Source organism: Pandoraea communis (assembly GCF_902459745.1).
Classification (GTDB): Bacteria; Pseudomonadota; Gammaproteobacteria; order Burkholderiales; family Burkholderiaceae; genus Pandoraea; species Pandoraea communis.
Window position 1 is genome coordinate 71488 of sequence record NZ_CABPSJ010000009.1, and the last position, 17462, is coordinate 88949.

General features: G+C 64.4%; 19 protein-coding genes. 17 read left to right on the plus strand and 2 right to left on the minus strand.

Going from position 1 to position 17462, the window contains the following annotated elements; all coding sequences use genetic code 11:
- Position 1 precedes the first annotated feature (1 nt).
- From PCO31110_RS24285 to PCO31110_RS24365, 17 genes are all read left to right on the plus strand, one after another.
- The gene (locus tag PCO31110_RS24285; RefSeq protein ID WP_150691646.1) at positions 2–874 is read left to right on the plus strand and encodes a motility-associated protein; all 873 of its coding nucleotides are present in this window, start codon (positions 2–4) and stop codon (positions 872–874) included.
- On the plus strand, positions 871–1752 hold the full coding sequence (locus tag PCO31110_RS24290; RefSeq protein ID WP_150691712.1) for an OmpA family protein: 882 nt from the start codon (positions 871–873) through the stop codon (positions 1750–1752). Before PCO31110_RS24285 ends, PCO31110_RS24290 begins: the two co-directional genes overlap by 4 nt.
- Before the next feature lie 18 nt (positions 1753–1770).
- Positions 1771–2067, plus strand: a complete 297-nt coding sequence (flgM, locus tag PCO31110_RS24295; protein WP_150691647.1) for a flagellar biosynthesis anti-sigma factor FlgM — start codon at positions 1771–1773, stop codon at positions 2065–2067.
- Entirely contained in the window at positions 2064–2510 is a 447-nt protein-coding gene (gene flgN, locus PCO31110_RS24300) for a flagellar export chaperone FlgN (RefSeq protein ID WP_150691648.1), read from the plus strand. The genes flgM and flgN overlap by 4 nt, the downstream gene beginning before the upstream one ends.
- 207 nt (positions 2511–2717) lie before the next feature.
- Complete coding sequence (gene flgB, locus PCO31110_RS24305) at positions 2718–3104, plus strand: flagellar basal body rod protein FlgB (RefSeq protein WP_150691649.1); 387 nt, start codon at positions 2718–2720, stop codon at positions 3102–3104.
- A gap of 2 nt (positions 3105–3106) precedes the next feature.
- A complete protein-coding gene (flgC, locus tag PCO31110_RS24310) occupies positions 3107–3517 on the plus strand; it encodes a flagellar basal body rod protein FlgC (RefSeq protein WP_010804490.1) in 411 nt (136 codons plus the stop codon).
- Positions 3514–4236, plus strand: a complete 723-nt coding sequence (locus tag PCO31110_RS24315) for a flagellar hook assembly protein FlgD (RefSeq protein ID WP_010804489.1) — start codon at positions 3514–3516, stop codon at positions 4234–4236. The genes flgC and PCO31110_RS24315 overlap by 4 nt, the downstream gene beginning before the upstream one ends.
- On the plus strand, positions 4233–5339 hold the full coding sequence (locus tag PCO31110_RS24320; RefSeq protein ID WP_010804488.1) for a flagellar hook protein FlgE: 1107 nt from the start codon (positions 4233–4235) through the stop codon (positions 5337–5339). Before PCO31110_RS24315 ends, PCO31110_RS24320 begins: the two co-directional genes overlap by 4 nt.
- Positions 5340–5343: 4 nt before the next feature.
- Positions 5344–6075, plus strand: coding sequence for a flagellar basal body rod protein FlgF (locus tag PCO31110_RS24325; protein ID WP_010804487.1), 732 nt, complete (start codon positions 5344–5346; stop codon positions 6073–6075).
- A 35-nt stretch (positions 6076–6110) separates the two neighbouring features.
- Positions 6111–6899, plus strand: a complete 789-nt coding sequence (gene flgG / locus PCO31110_RS24330; RefSeq protein WP_010804486.1) for a flagellar basal-body rod protein FlgG — start codon at positions 6111–6113, stop codon at positions 6897–6899.
- A 12-nt stretch (positions 6900–6911) separates the two neighbouring features.
- Positions 6912–7619, plus strand: coding sequence for a flagellar basal body L-ring protein FlgH (flgH, locus tag PCO31110_RS24335; RefSeq protein ID WP_010804485.1), 708 nt, complete (start codon positions 6912–6914; stop codon positions 7617–7619).
- 13 nt (positions 7620–7632) lie between these two features.
- Positions 7633–8793, plus strand: a complete 1161-nt coding sequence (locus tag PCO31110_RS24340) for a flagellar basal body P-ring protein FlgI (protein WP_010804484.1) — start codon at positions 7633–7635, stop codon at positions 8791–8793.
- Between the two features lie 59 nt (positions 8794–8852).
- Entirely contained in the window at positions 8853–9125 is a 273-nt protein-coding gene (locus PCO31110_RS24345) for a rod-binding protein (RefSeq protein WP_174979764.1), read from the plus strand.
- A gap of 68 nt (positions 9126–9193) precedes the next feature.
- Positions 9194–10528 (plus strand): FlgK family flagellar hook-associated protein, encoded by a 1335-nt coding sequence (locus tag PCO31110_RS24350; RefSeq protein ID WP_150691651.1) that lies wholly within the window; start codon positions 9194–9196, stop codon positions 10526–10528.
- Between the two features lie 30 nt (positions 10529–10558).
- Positions 10559–11467: a flagellin family protein gene (locus PCO31110_RS24355; protein ID WP_010804481.1), complete on the plus strand. Its 909-nt coding sequence runs from the start codon at positions 10559–10561 to the stop codon at positions 11465–11467.
- Between the two features lie 47 nt (positions 11468–11514).
- Positions 11515–12660 carry a hypothetical protein gene (locus tag PCO31110_RS24360; RefSeq protein ID WP_150691652.1) on the plus strand — a complete coding sequence of 382 codons (1146 nt, stop codon included), beginning with the start codon at positions 11515–11517 and terminating at the stop codon, positions 12658–12660.
- Between the two features lie 161 nt (positions 12661–12821).
- Positions 12822–14057 (plus strand): flagellin N-terminal helical domain-containing protein, encoded by a 1236-nt coding sequence (locus PCO31110_RS24365; RefSeq protein WP_010804479.1) that lies wholly within the window; start codon positions 12822–12824, stop codon positions 14055–14057.
- 171 nt (positions 14058–14228) lie between these two features.
- On the opposite strand, the gene PCO31110_RS24370 is transcribed toward PCO31110_RS24365, so the two are convergent.
- A complete protein-coding gene (locus tag PCO31110_RS24370) occupies positions 14229–16307 on the minus strand; it encodes a flagellar biosynthesis protein FlhA (RefSeq protein ID WP_150691653.1) in 2079 nt (692 codons plus the stop codon).
- A 4-nt stretch (positions 16308–16311) separates the two neighbouring features.
- A complete protein-coding gene (gene flhB, locus PCO31110_RS24375) occupies positions 16312–17460 on the minus strand; it encodes a flagellar type III secretion system protein FlhB (RefSeq protein ID WP_150691654.1) in 1149 nt (382 codons plus the stop codon).
- Positions 17461–17462: the final 2 nt, after the last annotated feature.

Genomic DNA, 17462 nt, shown 5'->3' on the forward strand with positions numbered 1-17462 from the left:
AATGAAACTATTGATGCTTGGGGCTGCCGTGATCGGGGGCAGCGTGTTCGGCATGTTCTGGCTCAATGGTGGCCAGTTCGAGACCGTCTTCCATCTGAACGAACTCGTGCTGGTTGTCGGCACGGCGCTGGGCGCGTTTCTCGTCGGCAATACGGCCCGCGTGCTGGGCGACTTGCGCGCCGTGGTTGTAGCGGCAATGCGGCGCCGGCGTCATGGCGATGCCTTCGAGCAGGAATTGCTCACCCTCACTTACTCGCTGCTTCAGACCTCGTCGCGCGACGGCGTTCGCGCGCTCGATGCGCACCTCGACGACCCGTCGCGCAGCCCGATCTTCCAGCGCAGCCGCCACGTGCTCTCCAATACGAAACTGGTCGACTTCACGGTCGATGCCTTGCGTGTGGCATCACTGAGCAAGGGCTCGCGCAGTGAACTCGACAGCCTGCTGGCGATGGAGATCGAGAGCCGCGAGCGCCGCATGATGCACCCGGTACAGGCGCTTCACAAACTGGGAGAGTCGATGCCGGGTTTCGGCATCATCGCGGCGGTGCTGGGACTGGTGCTTGCGATGTACGACATCGGCGCGGGTGCCGCTACCGCCACGATTACGCGCCAGGTTGCGGTCGCCATGGTGGGCACGTTCTTTGGCGTTTTCGCTTGCTATGCGGTCATCGGCCCGCTGGCGAACCGCCTGTCGCAGTCCGTCGTCGTGGAAATGACCGGCTACGAATGCGTCCATGCGGCGCTTATCGCCTTTCTGAGCGGCAAGACGCCGCTACTCTCGGCCGATGCCGGCCGCCGCATGCTGCAATACGGCACGTTGCCCAGCTTCAACGCGCTTGAGGGGTGGGTGCGCAACGTCGAGGATGGGCGATGAGCACGCGTCGATCGCGCTACGCACAGGAAGAGCATAGCGGTGCCTGGAAGGTGGCGTTTGCCGACCTGTGTCTGGTCCTCATGTGCCTGTTCGTCGTGATGTGGATGCTCGAGCGGCGAGTCTTCGAAGCACCGTCGCCGGCCGACTCGCAGGCGTCCAGTACTCAGCAACCGGCGTGGAAGTCGTCTTCCTCCGCGAGCGCCTCGCCGTCCGACGCCCGACAGTCGGCGGGCGAGTTCCCCCACGGTCAGTTCGAGTCGCCGGCCGATATGGCGCGGCTTGCCACCGCCGTGCAGCAACTCAGCGAAACCGCCAAGCTGTCGGATCACGTGAGCACGGCCATCACGCCGGACGGGTTGCGCGTGCGGCTGGCGGACTTCGATGAACGTGGCATGTTCGAGCGTGGCAGCGCCGTTCCTTCGCCCGGCGCACGCGCACTCCTGACCCGCATTGGCGGGCTGCTGTCGGGCGTCGAGAATTCGCTGATGATCGTTGGTCATACCGATGCGGTTCGCTATCGCACGACGGCGGCCGACGGGTATACAAACTGGCATCTGTCCTCGGAACGCGCGCTCGCGGCGCGCACCGCACTCGTTGCGGGGGGGCTGGAACTCGACCGCGTGTTGATGGCTGTCGGCATGGCAGACCACGCGCCGTTACTGACAGACGATCCCGTCGCGGCAGCCAACCGGCGCATCGAGTTCGTGGTGCTCACGAAGGCGAGGGCGATGCAACTGGCCCAGATGTTCAGCGCGCCACACGCTGGCGAGATGGTGCTTTCCGGTCAGCACGCTGCGGCAGATGCGGCCGAGATCGCCACGCTCCCTGCGCGTTTAACAAACGACGGCGACCGGTCGCCTGATTCGAGTGAACCGTAATTTCCAAGGACACCTCTCATGCCCAAGATCGACTCGATTGCCAATGTCACGCCTATCGACGCCGTGCGCCCGCGCCTGGCGGCAGGGCAGAACAAGGGGCAGGCCGCGATGCCGGCCGCCGCCGGTACCGCTCGTGCGGTGCCTGCCGGCGCGAGCGAATGGCTCGCCAGCGCACGCGCTGCCGTCGAGTCCGCGCCGCGCATCGACGCCGGCAAGGTCGCCCGAATCAAGGCGATGCTGGCAAGCGGTGAGCTGACTTTCGACAGTGAGCGCGTGGCGAACGGGATTCTCTCGCATCACGGGATGTTGCGTTGAGTCCCGAGCTACAGCGTATGCGCAGCGAGTGCGTGGCGCGCATCGTGGCGGACGTCGATGCCGATCTCGGCGACTATCGTCTGTTGATCGAGACGCTCGACGTGCTGCATCGCGCGCTCGTCGACGAGCAACTTGGCGCGCTTGGGCGCGCACATGACCGGGCGGCGCAGTTGGTGAGCCGATTGCAGGTCCGCGCGCGGCACCGGGTGCAATGGCTCGAACAGGCGTTCGGCGAGGCATCGGCCAATACGATGGCCCCGGTATTGCAGTGGCTGGACGCGCCCGCGCGTGAGACATTTTCCGCGCGCTGGCAAGTCCTTCAGGCATGCGCGGCGCGATGCAAGGCCAGTAACGCGCGCAACCTGCAAGACATCGGCATGCGCCTTCAGGCACTCGATGTCGTGTTGTCTCCTGCCTCGGCGACCTACTCGCCGCAGCGCTGAATCCCCGGTATCGCGCTCAGCGACGGGCGACATCGCGTAGCGCAAAAACAAAGTCAATAGACGACCGCCTACGCAACCAGCGTCATTTGCCCAAAGCGAGGCAAGCGCCTTGGGAAACACGTCAATTTCAAGCGCTTTCGAGCCGCTTTTCGATAGTTTTGCCGACAATGGGTGCAGTCGATATCAGTGACCCACGGAGGCGGAGTTTTGCAGACATTTTTTTCTCAGGCGCTTGGCGTACACGCTGCGGCTTTGCGCGCGAGAGAGGAACGCACGCGCGTGCTTGCGGCCAATCTCGCGAACGAGGCGACGCCCGGCTATCAGGCGCGCGACCTCGATTTCGGCGAGCGGGTGCAGCGGCATCTGGACGCAGGCATGGCGCCGCTCGGCAGTGCCGATGCGTTCCATGCAGGCGACTCAGCAGACGCCTTGCGCTATCGCGTGCCGATGCAGGCGCGCGCCGATGGGAACACCGTGGAACTCGGTATCGAGCAGGCGCTCTTTGCGCAGAACCTGTCTGACTGGCAGGCCAGCCTTTCCTTTCTGAACCGGCGTCTTGCCGGATTGCAGAAGGTCATCGACGGAGGCCGTTGACGATGAGCTTCAGAGAAATTGCGGGAATCGCCGGCTCGGCGATGGCCGCGCAGACGATTCGACTGAACACGGTGGCGAGCAATCTGGCGAACGCCAACGCCGTGACGGGCGACGCCGAGACGGCGTATCGCGCGCGCAAACCGGTGTTCGCCACGGTGCTGGGTGAGGCGCAAGGCGCGCAGCACGTGCAAGTCATCGACATTTATGAGAGCGAGGATTTGCCGCGTGTTGCTTACGAACCTGGCAATCCGGTCGCCGATGCCGATGGCAACGTCTTCTACGCGAACGTGAATGCGATCGAGGAAATGACGGACATGCTCGATGCGTCGCGCGCGTTTCAGACCAATCTGGAAGTGCTGGCCCGTGTGCGCACGGCGCAGCAGGAATTGTTACGACTCGGAGAACGCGGATGACGCCACATATTGGGAACCTCTCCGGCGCGTTGAACGCGCCGGCGAATACCGCAGCCGCCCCGGCGCCCGCAGGCAATGCGGGCAAGACGGGCGATTCGGGTGAAGACATCCGGATGATGTTCACGAAGTTGCTGGTCGCGCAGATCCGCAATCAGGACCCGCTCAATCCGACCGATCCGGCGCAGTTTGTCGCGCAACTCACGCAACTCAGCCAGACCGAAACCATGCAACAGGTCGGCCAGCGCATGCTGGCGCAGACCAACATGCTTTCCGGTTTGCAGGGCTACGCGTTGGGCAGCCATGTCGGCCGGGACGTGAGCGTGCAGACGTCGAGCATAGCGCGCGTGAGCGGACAAGGCGTTCGCGGCACCGTTGAACTGCCGGCGGGCAGCGAAGCTGCCGAGATCGTGCTCACGAGCCGCGATGGCAAGACGTTTCGCAAGCCGTTGCCGGCCGCCACGGGACGAACGGAATTCAGTATCGATGACACCTGGTTCGCCGCGAACAACCTGGGTGCGGGCCAGCTCGGTATCCACGTTCAGGCGGGCACCAACAAGCTGCCGGTTTTCGTCTCGGGGCGTATCCAGCGCGTGCATCTCGACCGTGCTGGTGCACAAATCGACGTGTCGGGCGTGGGTCGTCGCATCGACGCGGCAAACATCAAGGAATTGTCGGCTGGTACGCCCTCGGGTGCGGCCAATAACGGGAGTGCAGCATGAGTTTCGATATCGCCCTGTCGGGCATCAACGCCATCAACAAATCGCTTGAGACGATTTCGCAGAACATCTCCAATTCGGAGACGAACGGTTACAAGTCGGGGCGGACCCATTTCGCGTCGGCGATGGCCGAGACGCAGCCAGCGGGTGTCAAAGTGAGCGGTACCCGGTATTCGGTCGAGGCCAACGGCAGCTTGCGCAGTTCCGGCGATCGCCTGCATCAGGCGATTCAGGGCGGCGGCTTCTTCATCCTCAAGGAGACCAACGGACAGCGCGTCTATTCGCGGGTGGGCGACTTCCAGATCGACAAGGACAGCAAGCTGGTCGACGGAAGCGGGCGTAGCGTACAGGGCTTTGCCCAAGGCCAGTCGAATGTGTCGGATGTGAAGATCGACAAAAGCCCCGTTGGCGCATTGCCGAGCACGGCAATCAACGTTTCCGGCCGTTTGCCCGACCCTTTGCCGACGGCGCCCAGTCAGGTCGGAGAGATATCGGTCACGTACCGTGACGCCAGCGGCGAACTTGCCGTGAGAAACCTGAGGTTCGAAATGGTGGCGGGCGCGCCGGACACGGTGCGAGTTTCCGAAGTCGACGGGCCGAACGCCGTTGCTTTGGGCGATCTGGATCCCACAACGATGCTATTGACCCGGACGCCGGGCAGCGGCACGCTTCCTGACCTGAATTTCAGCGGCATGAACGCCCAGCGCGGTGCGTTTTCCGCGACCGCAACCGAAGTCGGGGGCCGCGAAGCGGGCGAGTTCGTCCGCGCGCGCATCGACAAGGATGGCTCGGTCGTCGCGGAGTACAGCAACGGCACGAGCAATACGCAATATCAACTCGCCCTCGGCGAATTCGCCAACGTGGGCGGTCTGGTGCCCGTGGACGGCACCGTCTGGCGCGAAACCGGCGATTCGGGGGTTGCCCAACTGCGCCGGCCCGGCGAGGGCGCCACGGGCGTACTCGTCAGCGGTTCGCTCGAAGGGTCGAACGTCAACGTGACGGACGAACTGGTCAGCCTGATGTCCGCACAACGCAACTATCAGGCGAACACTAAAGTCATCTCGACGCAAAACGAGATGATGCGCAACCTGATGCAATCGATCTGACGCGATGGACGCCCTGATCTATACCGCCATGTCCGGCGCGCAGCGTGCGCAGGATACCCAGCATATGGTGGCCCACAATCTCGCCAACACCACGACCACCGGCTTTCGTGCGTCACTGGCCGTGGCGCAGGCCAATGCCGTGCCCGGCGCCGGCCTGGCTTCGCGCCACTATGCGGTGCAGGCGCCGGCCGGTCTCGATACCACGCCCGGCGTTCTCGAATCGACCGGACGCGCGCTCGACGTCGCCATCGATGGCGATGGCTATCTGGTGCTCGCGGCGCGTCCCGAAGACGGTGCGGATGCCGTCTACTCGCGTGGGGGCTCGCTCAAGCTCGATGGCGAGGGCACATTGCGGTTGCATGGCCGCCCGGTCATGGGCGAGGGCGGTCCCATCGTCGTGCCGCCGCATCGAGCACTCGATATCGGCGCAGACGGCACGGTGGCCGTGCTGCTCGAAGGATCGACCGAACTGGTGCCGGTAGGCACGCTGCAACGTGTGCTCGCCATGCCGGGCGACATGCGCAGCACCGGGGGCGGCCTGCTCGTGAGCGATGCAGGCACGTTGCCCGGCGATGACGTCGTGTTGCGCGGCGCCCATCTCGAAGCGAGCAACGTCTCGGCCGTGGGCGCGATGGTGCAGAGCATGAACGCGAGCCGCGACTTCGAAATGCAGATGCGCGTGCTCAAGATCGCCGACGACATGGCAGAAGGCGGCAATCGCCTCATGCGCGGATAAACCGCGCCCATTCACCCCATTCCCATCGAGATGTCATGAATCCCGCACTCCTCATCGCCCGCACGGCGGTTCGCGCGCAAGACGCGCAGTTGCAGTCCATCGCCAACAATCTGGCCAATGTGAATACCACGGGCTTCAAGCGCGACCGACTCGCGTTCGAAGACACGTTCTATCGCGCCGTGCGTCCTGCGGGCGCACGCACGCAGGGCGACGCCACGCTGCCCGGCGGCATGTACTTCGGTACCGGTGTGCGGCTAGCCGGCACGCAGAAGCAGTTCGTCAACGGCACCGAACAGGACACCCAGAACGAACTGGATGTCGCCATCACCGGGCGCGGCTTCCTGCAAGTTGAAATGCCCGACGGCGAGACCGCCTACACGCGCGCCGGCAATCTTCGTCTGGACGTGGATGGACGTCTGGTGACGCAGGCAGGCCACCCGTTGGTGGGCGACATCGTCGTGCCGCCCGGTGCGCGCGATCTGACGATCAGTGCTGACGGCGATATCAGCGCCCTCGAAACCGGCGACACCGAGCCGACCTCGCTCGGCCGCCTGCAATTGGCCGGTTTCGTGAACCCGTCGGGCCTGCGCCCGATGGGCAGCAACCTGTTCGCAGAGACGGCCGCCAGCGGCCCGGCCATCGAAGGCAACCCGGGTGAAGAGAACCTGGGGCTGCTGCGGCAGAAGGCGCTCGAAGGCTCGAACGTGGTTGCCGTCGAGGAAATGGTGAACATGATTCAGGCCCAGCGCGCATACGAAATGAGCACCAAGGTGCTGTCGGCGGCCGACAACATGATGCAGAGCCTCGCGCAGGTCGCGCGGTAACGGACGGGGACGATGATGACGGACACGACCCGCCACCTGCCGCGCGATGCCCGGATGGCTTATCGCGGCGTGCGCGCGGTGGTCGTGGTAGCGCTTGCCGCCGTGCTCACGGGCTGCGCGGGCTATCTGCCACCGCAACTCGAAGAGAGCGACGACCTGCCCAGCGTGGCCGAGATGTCGTCGCAGGGGCAGGCGGGCGGCCTCTTTTCCACCGGGAACGCGCTGTCGCTGACATCGGACCAGCGCGCGTTTCGCTCGGGCGATGTGCTGACCATCGTGCTGCAGGAGCAGACACAGGCGAGCAAGCGTGCAGGCACGCGGCTGGACAAGCGCAGCGACATGTCGATCGACGAGATCACGTTGATGGGCAAGTCGACGTTAGGCGACTCTGCGCTCGGCGCGCGACGCGGCTTTCGCGGCGATAGCTCGAGCACGGCGCAGAACACGTTGCGTGGCGCGATCACGGTCGTTGTACATCGCGTATTGCCCAGCGGGCTGTTGCACGTGCGCGGTGAGAAGCGCCTGTTCCTGAATCAGGGCGAAGAAACCGTGCGCGTCGCCGGGTACGTACGTGCGGGCGATATCGATACGACCAACCGTGTGTCGTCGCTGCGTGTGGCGAATGCCCGCATTCAGTATTTCGGTACGGGCGCGCTTGCCGACAGCAACAATCCCGGCTGGCTCACGCGCTTCTTCAACAGCCAGTTCGCGCCGCTCTGAGGGGGAGATTCGTATGTTCGGAATATCTGGCGCGCTTTCGCGTGTGCCCCGCTGGCTCAACGCATTGCCGTTGTCGACGACGATCGCCGCTATCGCTGTGATCGCGGCGTTGGTCGCGGCACCGGCAGGTCATGCACAAACCGTGCGCAACTACGTGAACGTGGAAGGCGTGCGCGACAACCAGCTTGTCGGCTACGGTCTGGTCGTGGGGCTCCCAGGGAGCGGCGACGGTCCGCGCTCGCGCCACTCCAGTCAGTCGCTCGCCAACCTGCTCAAGCAATTTGGCGTGAGCATGCCCGATAACGTGCGACTGCGCTCGCGCAACGTTGCCGCGGTTATGGTGAGCGCAACGTATCCGTCCGGCTTCCTGCGCGGACAGACCATCGACGTGACCGTGTCGTCGATGGGCGACGCGCGCAGCCTGCGTGGCGGCACGCTGCTGCTGACCCAGCTTCGCGCGGTCGACGGACAGACCTATGCGCTCGCACAAGGCAATCTCGTCGTGAGCGCCATGCAGGCCGAGGGGCGCAGCGGGTCTCGCGTTCAGAAAAACACCCCCACCGCCGGACGCGTGCCCAATGGGGCGACGATCGAGCAAGAGATTCCCGTGCCGGTGGGCGAGGGCGGCGCCATGCGTCTGAGCCTGAAGCGGCCCGACTTTCAGTTGGCGGCCAACATCGCCGACGCCATCAGCAACCGCTTTGGCGAGCGCGTGGCGCAGGCCGTGAACGGCAGCACGGTTGAGGTGAGCGCGCCCGAAGATGCCGATGCGCGCGTGCGTTTTCTGGCGGAGGTTCACTCGCTGCCCGTGCCGGGGGTGAGCCGGGTGCCGCGTGCGGTCATCAATGCCCGTTCGGGTACGGTGGTGATCTCGCAAGGAGTGACCGTGCGTCCGGTGGCCGTGTCGCACGGCGCGTTGCGCGTGACGGTGACCGAGTCGCCCATCATTTCCCAACCCGCACCGTTCTCGCGTGGCCGTACGGCCGAGGCGCAACGCTCGCGCATCGACGTGCAGGAAGACGGCATGGACATTCAGGTCTGGCCGGATGGCGTCGATCTGCAAACCATCGTCGACAGTCTGCGCCGCTCGGGGGCGACCCCCGACGACGTGATTGCGATCCTGCAAGCTTTGGACGAAGCTGGCGCGCTTAACGGCGAGCTGCATGTGATTTGAGAGATCTGATGACGCCGATAACGCACAACCATTTGATAAATTCCGCCGCCGGGTCGCCTATGCAGAATGCGGGCGCGGCATCGGCTGCGCCGAGCGCGAATCTCGAGGCGGCCGCCGAACAGTTCGAGGCGATCTTCATCGCGCGGCTGCTTGGCGAAATGCGACGGGCCACTCAGGCGTTGCGCGACGATCGCGACGACGCCGGCGGGCTGGGCAAGCGCGACCGTTCGACCGACGGCCTGCATGACTGGGCCGACACGCAGGTCGCGCAGGCGCTGGCATCGCGTCGCGCCTTCGGCATTGCCGACACGATCGTGCGGCAAATGACATGACGCGCCGCTGAGCGCGCGCCGCACCCGACCCCACGCCGCGCTAACACCGACACGACAGGCACTTAACCATGAACATGCTGAACATTGCCACGCAAGGCGTGAAAACTGCGCAGTTGCTGCTCGATAACGAGTCGCTGAACATTTCGCAGATGGGAAATTCGGCGTACACGCGCCGTAATGTGCGCGTGACGTCGCGTGCCGATGGCACGGTGCAGGCGCAGGAAGTCGTGCGTGTGGCCGGGCTGGAGCAGCGGCGTCAGTTGTGGCGCGCCGTGGCTGGCGCCAGCGAGCTGGAGGTACAAAAGCCGCATGCCGACGCGTTGCTCACGCAACTGGGCGGGACCGACGTGGCGAGCGACCCGCTGGGTCTGCGTGACTTCGTCAAGGCGCTCGACCACGAGGCGCAGACGGTCGGCGGCGACGTTCATGCGGATGAAGTCTTCGCGGCGTTGGGGCGTGTTGCCGAACGCACGAACCTGATGTTCTCTGCGTTGGAACGCATGCGCGAGAACGTCAACATGGTGCGCACCGGGGATGCGGAAAAGGTGAATCGGCTGACGGCCACGCTTGCCGACCTGAACCGTCTGCATCGGCTGGCGCCGGACGAGGCTGGCCGTCTCGCCATTGAGGATCAACGCGATCAGGCACTGAGCGAACTGGCGACGTTTATCGACGTGGATGTGCGCGAGGACGGCAGTGGGGTGTACCACGTGCTCACGCGCAGCGGACATCCGCTCGTGCTGGGCAATCGCGCGGCGCAACTCGAAGCCCTGCCGGCTGGCGGGTACACGCCTGTGGCCGGCGCGTCGCGGGTGAATGTGCCGGCCGAAGGGCTGGGTGGCCGCTTGGGCGGGCACGACAGGTTTCTCGCACGCGAGCTGGATCAACGCATCGCCGACGTGACGGAAGTTGCGCGCACGCTCGTCGAGCAACTGAATCGGGCGCATGCCGACGACCAGTCCTCATCCTTCAGCGGTACACCGCTACTGTCGATGACGACGAGCCCGAATGGCGCGCCGCGACTGGAACGCACGCTCGCGACGGCGCAAGGTCTCGACCTCAACGCCGATAGCCTCCACGGCAACGGCAAGACGTTGCAGCGCCTGAGAGGTGCGATCAACGCGCCGGTATCGCTCCCGGGCCGTGTGAGCGGGACGCTCGTCGAAGCCATGAGTGCGCTGGCCGCCGACACCGGCCGCCGGGCCAGCGAAATCGAAGCCAGCGGAACGTCTGCCGGTGCGGTGCTGGTGTCTGCGCGAACCCAGTTTCAAAAGCAGGCGGGTGTCGACGAGACCGAGTCGGGCGGCGCACTCATGTCCTACATGAAGCTCTACCGCGCGAACGCCCGGGTGGCCTCGGTTGCCAACGAACTGTTCGACGCCACGCTGGCGATGGTGCGCTGATCCGGGTAACGCTCGGGAAAGGAAAACACAATGCAGATCAATCACCACTTCAGCCGTTTCGAGCGCGAGCACGTGCTGCGCGACATGAAAGAACGGCTGGCGCGCATGACCGACCATGCCCGCGAAGAAAAGCGCGTACTGCGGGCGTCGGACGACCCCGTCGATTTCGAGCGTATCGCCCGCATCGACCGTCAACAGCAGACCATCGCGCATCGCACGAAGGTTATTGCCAGCCTTGAGGCCGATCTCAAGCAAGCGAGCGTGAGCCTGAAGAATGCTCGCGACCGGCTCAGCGCCTTCAGGAACGAAGTGTCGCTGAAGGCCGATGCGTTGCAGGCCGGCGAGGCGCAGGCGTCCGCAGACAAGATTCGAGAACTGATGAGCGGACTGGTTGGCGCGATCAACACCCGCCGTGCGGACGGCAGCTATCTTTTTGCCAGCAGCGGTGCACCCATCAGCGACACTGCCGGGCCGGGCGCTGCGGCAGTGAACTTTGCGCTGAGCGCAGCCGCGCAAGCCCCGGCGGCCGTCGAAATCGGCGACGGGTTGCACCATACCCACGCGTCGCAGGTGTGGCAAGGAATGCCGGATCTGCTCAATCGTCTCGGGGCGGCAGCCGCGTCGTTGACGAATGCGGGTAACGCGGGTCAGGGCACCGTGTCGAGTGCTGTGCTGCGCGGTCTCGCCGAGCCGGTTGGCAATCAGGCCAGCCAGGTCTCGGCCGCCGAGTTTGTGAATGACCACAGCGTGAAGCGTCTTGAAGCCGTGCGCAAGGATCATGTGTTGCAGGGCGAGGTGTTGGTGAAGGCCCGTGTCGCCATCGAGGGCAAGAGTGCCAACGAGGCGTTGCCGGCGTTGTTGGCCATGTACCGTGCCATTTCGGCCGCGCGCACCGCGCACGCTGAAGTGGGTAAGTTGTCGTTCTTCGATGCGATCTAAGAGGCTCGTCGTGGACTTGCACCGTCTGACCCAAGAGGATTTTGTCCATGGTTGACATCGTCCGTGAGATTCCCGGGAGTGCCGCGCTCGACGACGCACTGATGCCGTCGCGTCTGAATCCCCGCAGGGGCGACGCTCAGGAAGCCGGCGCTTCGGCCCGTGCGCCCGCCGGCGTCGGTTCGACGAATGCCGTGCCGGGCGTAACCGGGGGCGCGCGCGTTGGCGCGCTGGCATGGCCCGCGTCGCGAGGCGCTGAGTGGTTCGACAAGCAGCGCGTCGCGCAAGTGACCGAACTGATTGCTCGGCATGCGACGGCCAGCCGTGCGAGTGCCGGTGCGCAATGGTTGTCGACGCTTCATGCCTCGGCGAGTGTGGCAATGACGTCGCTTTCGCGCTGGCAAGACGGCGACCCCGTATCGCAGGCACAGGCCCGCCGGGCGCTCGACGCCCTCGGCGCGCATTGGCAGAACCGCGAGCGCGGTAGCCTGGGCACGGTCGATGACCGCTTGCATTTCGACGAACGGGGAAACGCGCCGAGACGGTTCACGGTCGATGGTGTCGCCCCCGCGCAGTGGCGCGCGTCGAAGGCCGAGCAGATTACGCTCTTCCCCGCCGGCCCCCACAAAGCGGGTGTCGAGATCGACGTGGCGAACGCGGTGTCGCAAGCCGGGTTGCGTCGCCGCGCGACGCGAGCATTGGCGGCCTACGGCATCACACTGGAACCGCCCCCGCCCGAGCGCGGATGGGTGATGAGCACGCCGGGTACGGCGTGGCCGTCGCTGGTGTCGCGCATGGCCATTGCGCAAACGAGCAAGGGCGCTAGCGGCCATGCGCAACGTGCAACGCTTCGGGAGGCACCTGATGCCATCGCGCCGCAGACATGGCGTCTCGATGGCGCGGATGCCGTTGCACAGACGCGCCGCGCACTCGCATCGATGGTGCGGGCCATTCGGGCATCTCATGTGTTGGCGCAGAACACGGCGCGAGCTTCGACGCAGGCTGTCGGCAGTGCGGCGTTGGTGAATGACCGCGCCGCTATCGACGACGAAGCATTTGACATTGCATTGGCATCGGCAAAGGCATGGACGTCACGACTGGGCAAACAGCCGCCGTTCGTTGCGCTGATGCTCGCGATGCCGAAGGGTATCCCCGTGACGCGTGCAAACGTGCGGGCGTTGCTTGGCGCGATCTAGGTAAGCGTCGCGGATTTGGCCAACGCCCTGTCGAGTGGCGGGTGCAGATGGGAAAAATCTCCGGGGGAAAGGGTTAACAAAATTCGCGGAGGGACGCCTTAACACGGTGAGGCAGGCAATCCGGTCTGCCGAATAGCTCACCAGAACAAGGAGCCCTAGCAATGTTGACTCTGCATACCAACGTGGCGCAAATGTCGTCGCTGAACTCGCAACGCAGCACCGGCGGCAAGCTGAACGCCATCATGCGCGATCTCTCGACCGGCAAGAAGAACGACCTGTACAAGAACGATCCGGCCGCCGCTCGTATCTCCGCCATGCTGAACATGCACGCCAGCGGCACGAAGTCGGCGATCAGCAACATGAAGTACGCTCAGTCGAGCACCCGCGTTGCGCAAGGCGCGCTGGACAAGGCCAACGAACTGCTCGTGACCATGAAGGATCTGGCCACGCAAGCGAAAGACGGCCTGAAGGGCGACGCTGAAAAGGCCGCGCTGCAACAGCAATACACGAACAATGCACAAGCGCTGCAAGCCATCTTCGAGAACACCACGTTCGCCGGTAAGAACCTGTTGAAGATGGAGTTTGGTCAGCAGGCAACGGGTATTCTGGCAGCGGGCGCGATCGATCTGCAAGTCGGCGCTGGCGCCGCCGAAACGAAGACGCTGAACCTCAGCGCGGACCTCGGGACGCTTTTCAACAGCATTGGCAGTGCGACCGGAAATTTCGGGACCGTAGCAACGGCCCAATTCTCCAACGGTACCGCCGCGGCCACAGTGCTCGGCTACACCTCCGCGGCCGACGGCGCTGTCTCGCTGCTTTCGGAACTCAAATCGAATCCTGCGATGGCCCAAATTCTGGCCAAGACGGGCACAACAGCGCCTGCCACTGTGGATGCCACTGTGGAGGCGTCGCTGACAACATTGTTGGCACTTGATTCTGCCACTAATGCTACGGATTTCAACGCGCTTCTGAACACTGCCCTGGGTAGCCTGCAAACAGCACTGAATGCGTCTGGTCCCGGTTCGGCTAGCGTGAGTGAAAAGGCCCAGCTCGTCGCGGAAATCGATAAGCTGTTCCAATCGAAGCTGACGGCGCAGGATCAACTCGCTGATTCTGCGAGCGCAGGCAGCGTTTTGACCAACCTCGAAGCGGCCATCGGTCAACTCGCCACCGTGCAAGCCAGCATCGGCGCTGCCATGATGGATCTGGACGGTCGTGAAGAAGTCCAATCGACGCTGCTGCAAAATACGCGTGAAGCGAACTCGCGTCTGAACGAAGTGGATTTCGCGGAATCGGTGTCGGAACTGACCAAGCTGCAAACGCAGATGAACGTGAATCTGCAAATGCTGCAAAAGGCCGGCGAAATGCCGGGCATGATCCAGATGCTGCTGCGTTAATTGCGCCGCACCGGCCGGGTGATGTCTTCCGGCCGGCAAGTCTGACAAAAGAGCTAACGGCTTCGTGCCATTGGCTCTTTTTTCTTATGCAGCATGGAAAAAACGCCAACGACCTCATGCCGTTGGCGCTTTGTCACTGCGAACCCACCTGCGCGTTGATAAACCCTTTCCTTACCCCAACGTTCCCGCCACTTCGATCTCTTTGGTCTGCGGCACTTCGTTATACGAGAGCACATGCAGGCCGCTCGCGAACATCCGTGCATAACGCGAGAGCAATGGACGCAGTTGCGGCATGACAAGCAGCACCGGCGCGCGGCCTGTTTGCGTCATGTTCTCGCGGGCCTGCGGCATGTGCGACTGCAATTGCTCAAGCAATTGCGGGTCGAGCGGGAAGGCATCGGCGGTTGACTTGCCCGCTTGCTGCGCGGCCGTATAGGCGCCCAGCAGCAAGTTCTCCAGATCCGTCGTGAGCTGGTAGACGTGAAGCGTCGGCTCGTCGCCGATCAGCCCGTGCACCAGCCGCCGCTTGAGCGCGCTGCGCGCCTCGGCAGCCAGCACCAGCGGCTCCTTGCTCACCGCGGAGGCGTTGACCAGCGCCGTCGCCAACACGTCGATATCCTGCAACGACACGGCCTCCGCGAGCAGCAGACGGATAACCGCCAACTGCTGCTGATGCGTCAGCGCCTTGTCCAGCGCATCGGCCAGCGATGGCGACAGTTCCTGCAGCCGTTCGCCGAGCGACGTCACATCCTGATAGGTGAACAAATCGGCCAGATGCGCCTTCATCGCCTCCTGAACGTGCGTGGCGATCACCCCCGCAGGATCGACGATCTGGTAGCCCAGCCCTAGCGCATGCGCGCGTTGCTCGGGCTCGATCCACACCACGGGCATGCCGAATGACGGATCGATGGCCGGCATGCCGTCGAGTTCGCCGTAGCAATCGGGCGCGGCAATCGCCATGAGACGATCGTGCGGTACCGACGCGCTTGCAACGCGTACGCCGCCAACGTCGATGGCATATTCGCTGGCGCCGAGTCCGAGGCCGGTGTCGAGCCTGACCGCAGGCACCACGAAGCCCATCGCCTGCGAAAGCGTTTGCCGCATGCCATAGAGCCGTTGCACGAGCGGGGCGCCTTCGCGTTTGTCCACAAGCCCCACGATCTGGTAGCCGAGGCTGACCGTTACCGGTGAGACGAACGGCAGTTGCTGCCAGGTGAGCGCCGGAGGTTCATGCGCCGTCAGTGCGGCTTCCAGAGCTTCGGTGTCGTCGGCGGCGTCGGGCGCACGCCGCTGGCTCACGCGCCATGCCACGAACCCCATGACGCCGGCAAAAGCCAGAAACGGCACCGTTGGCATACCCGGGATCACCGCGAGGATGAACATCAACACCGCCACGCTCGCGAGCACCGAGGGCGACGCGAGCAACTGGTTGCCCACCTGCTTCTCGAAGTCGCCCGCGTCGGACACGCGGGTCACGATGATGGCCGCAGCCGACGACAGCAGCAGCGCCGGAATCTGTGCGACCAGCCCGTCGCCGATGGTCAGCAGGGAATACTGACGGAAGGCGTCGCCGGCGCTCATGTCGTGCATCGTCACGCCGATGGCAGCACCGCCGATCAGGTTGATGAGCAGGATCAGGATGCTGGCAATGGCATCGCCGCGAACGAACTTCGATGCGCCATCCATCGCGCCATAGAAGTCGGCTTCCGAGCCCACCTCGCGGCGGCGCGTCTGCGCGGCTTCCTGATTGATGAGACCCGCGTTCAGGTCGGCATCGATGGCCATCTGCTTGCCGGGCAGTGCGTCGAGCGTGAAGCGCGCCGAGACTTCCGAGATGCGCTCCGCCCCCTTGGTGACCACCACGAAGTTGATGATCATCAGGATCACGAACACCACGAGACCCACGACGAAGTTACCGCCGATGACCACATTGCCGAACGATTCGATGACGCTACCCGCCGCGTGCGTGCCTTCGTTGCCCTTGAGCAGCACCACGCGCGTAGAGGCCACGTTCAGCGTCAGACGCATGAGCGTCGTGGCGAGAATGACCGTCGGGAAGACGGAGAAATCGAGCGGACGCCGCACCGACAGACTCACGAGAATCACAACCATCGAGAGCACGATGTTGAACGTGAAAAGCGTGTCGAGCAGCAGCGGCGGCAACGGCAGGATCACCATCGCGAGGATGGCGAAGACGATAAGCGGCGTCAGAAATTTGTGACGCCGAAGGTCGGTCAGTAGTCGGCTCATAAGTTCAGGGATTCGGTCGCGTGACGGGTGGATCGGAGAGCGTCGCGGGCACGGCGGGCGTGTCCGGACGGTCGGGTTGGGTAGTGCGCTCGCCTGTACGCCAGGCGCGCAATTGCAGGACGTAGGCCAGAATCACGGCGACCGCGTCGTAAAGGGCGACCGGAATCTGCTGGTTGACCTGACTGGTGTGGTACAGCGCTCGCGCGAGCGGCGGGGCGCTCACGACGTCGATCTTGTGTTCGCGGGCGATCTGTCGCAGTACGGCGGCCATTTCGTCGAGGCCGCGCGCCACCACATAGGGCGCTTGTGCCCGGCCGGTGTCGTACTTCAGAGCAATGGCGTAGTGCGTCGGGTTCACGATCACCACATCGGCAGTGGGCACCGTGCGCCGCAAGCTGCGCTCGGCCATGCGGCGCTGGATCTGGCGAATGCGCTGCTTCACTTCGGGGCGTCCCTCGGTCTGCTTGTGCTCGTTCTTCACTTCCTGCTTGGTCATGCGTTGATCGCGCATGAACAGGAAACGCTGCAAGGGCAGATCGAGCAGCGCGAAGGCGACGAAGGCGCCGCCCAGCACGAGCACGGCATCGCGCAACAGCCATAAGCCCACGGTGATCGCCTCACCCGGTGCGCTCGCCTGCAACACAAGCAAGTCGTTCCAGCGTGCGCTTACGACAAGGACCAGCACCGTCACGACCAATGCGACCTTGAAGACGGCGGCGCCGACCTGCGCGTAGTGTTTCATCGAGACCAACCGGCCGAGGTTCGCCTTGGGCGAGAGACGCTGCCATTTTGGTTTGAGCAGCGTGGTGCTGAAGACGTAGCCGCCGGGCAGCATGGCGGCCACGCTGATGCATAGCGGAATGGCGGCCAGCGGCGCGACGAGTTTGACGAGCAGCCACATCGCGGCGGGCAGCAGGGCCGTCCAGGCGTCGTCGAAGCCGATGCCCGCGAGGTCGGCGAACGCCTCCGCGTAGAGCGAGTGGAAATCGTCGAGCTGCGCAGGTGCGGCGACCGCGAGCACGGCCACACTGGCCATGATGCCCACCGCAGTGGCGGTATCGCGCGAGCGCGCTACCTGCCCTTGCTCACGCGCGCGGCGCAGCTTCTGGAAGGAGGCGGCTTCGGACTTGTCGCCGGTGTCTTGGGTCGTCATGC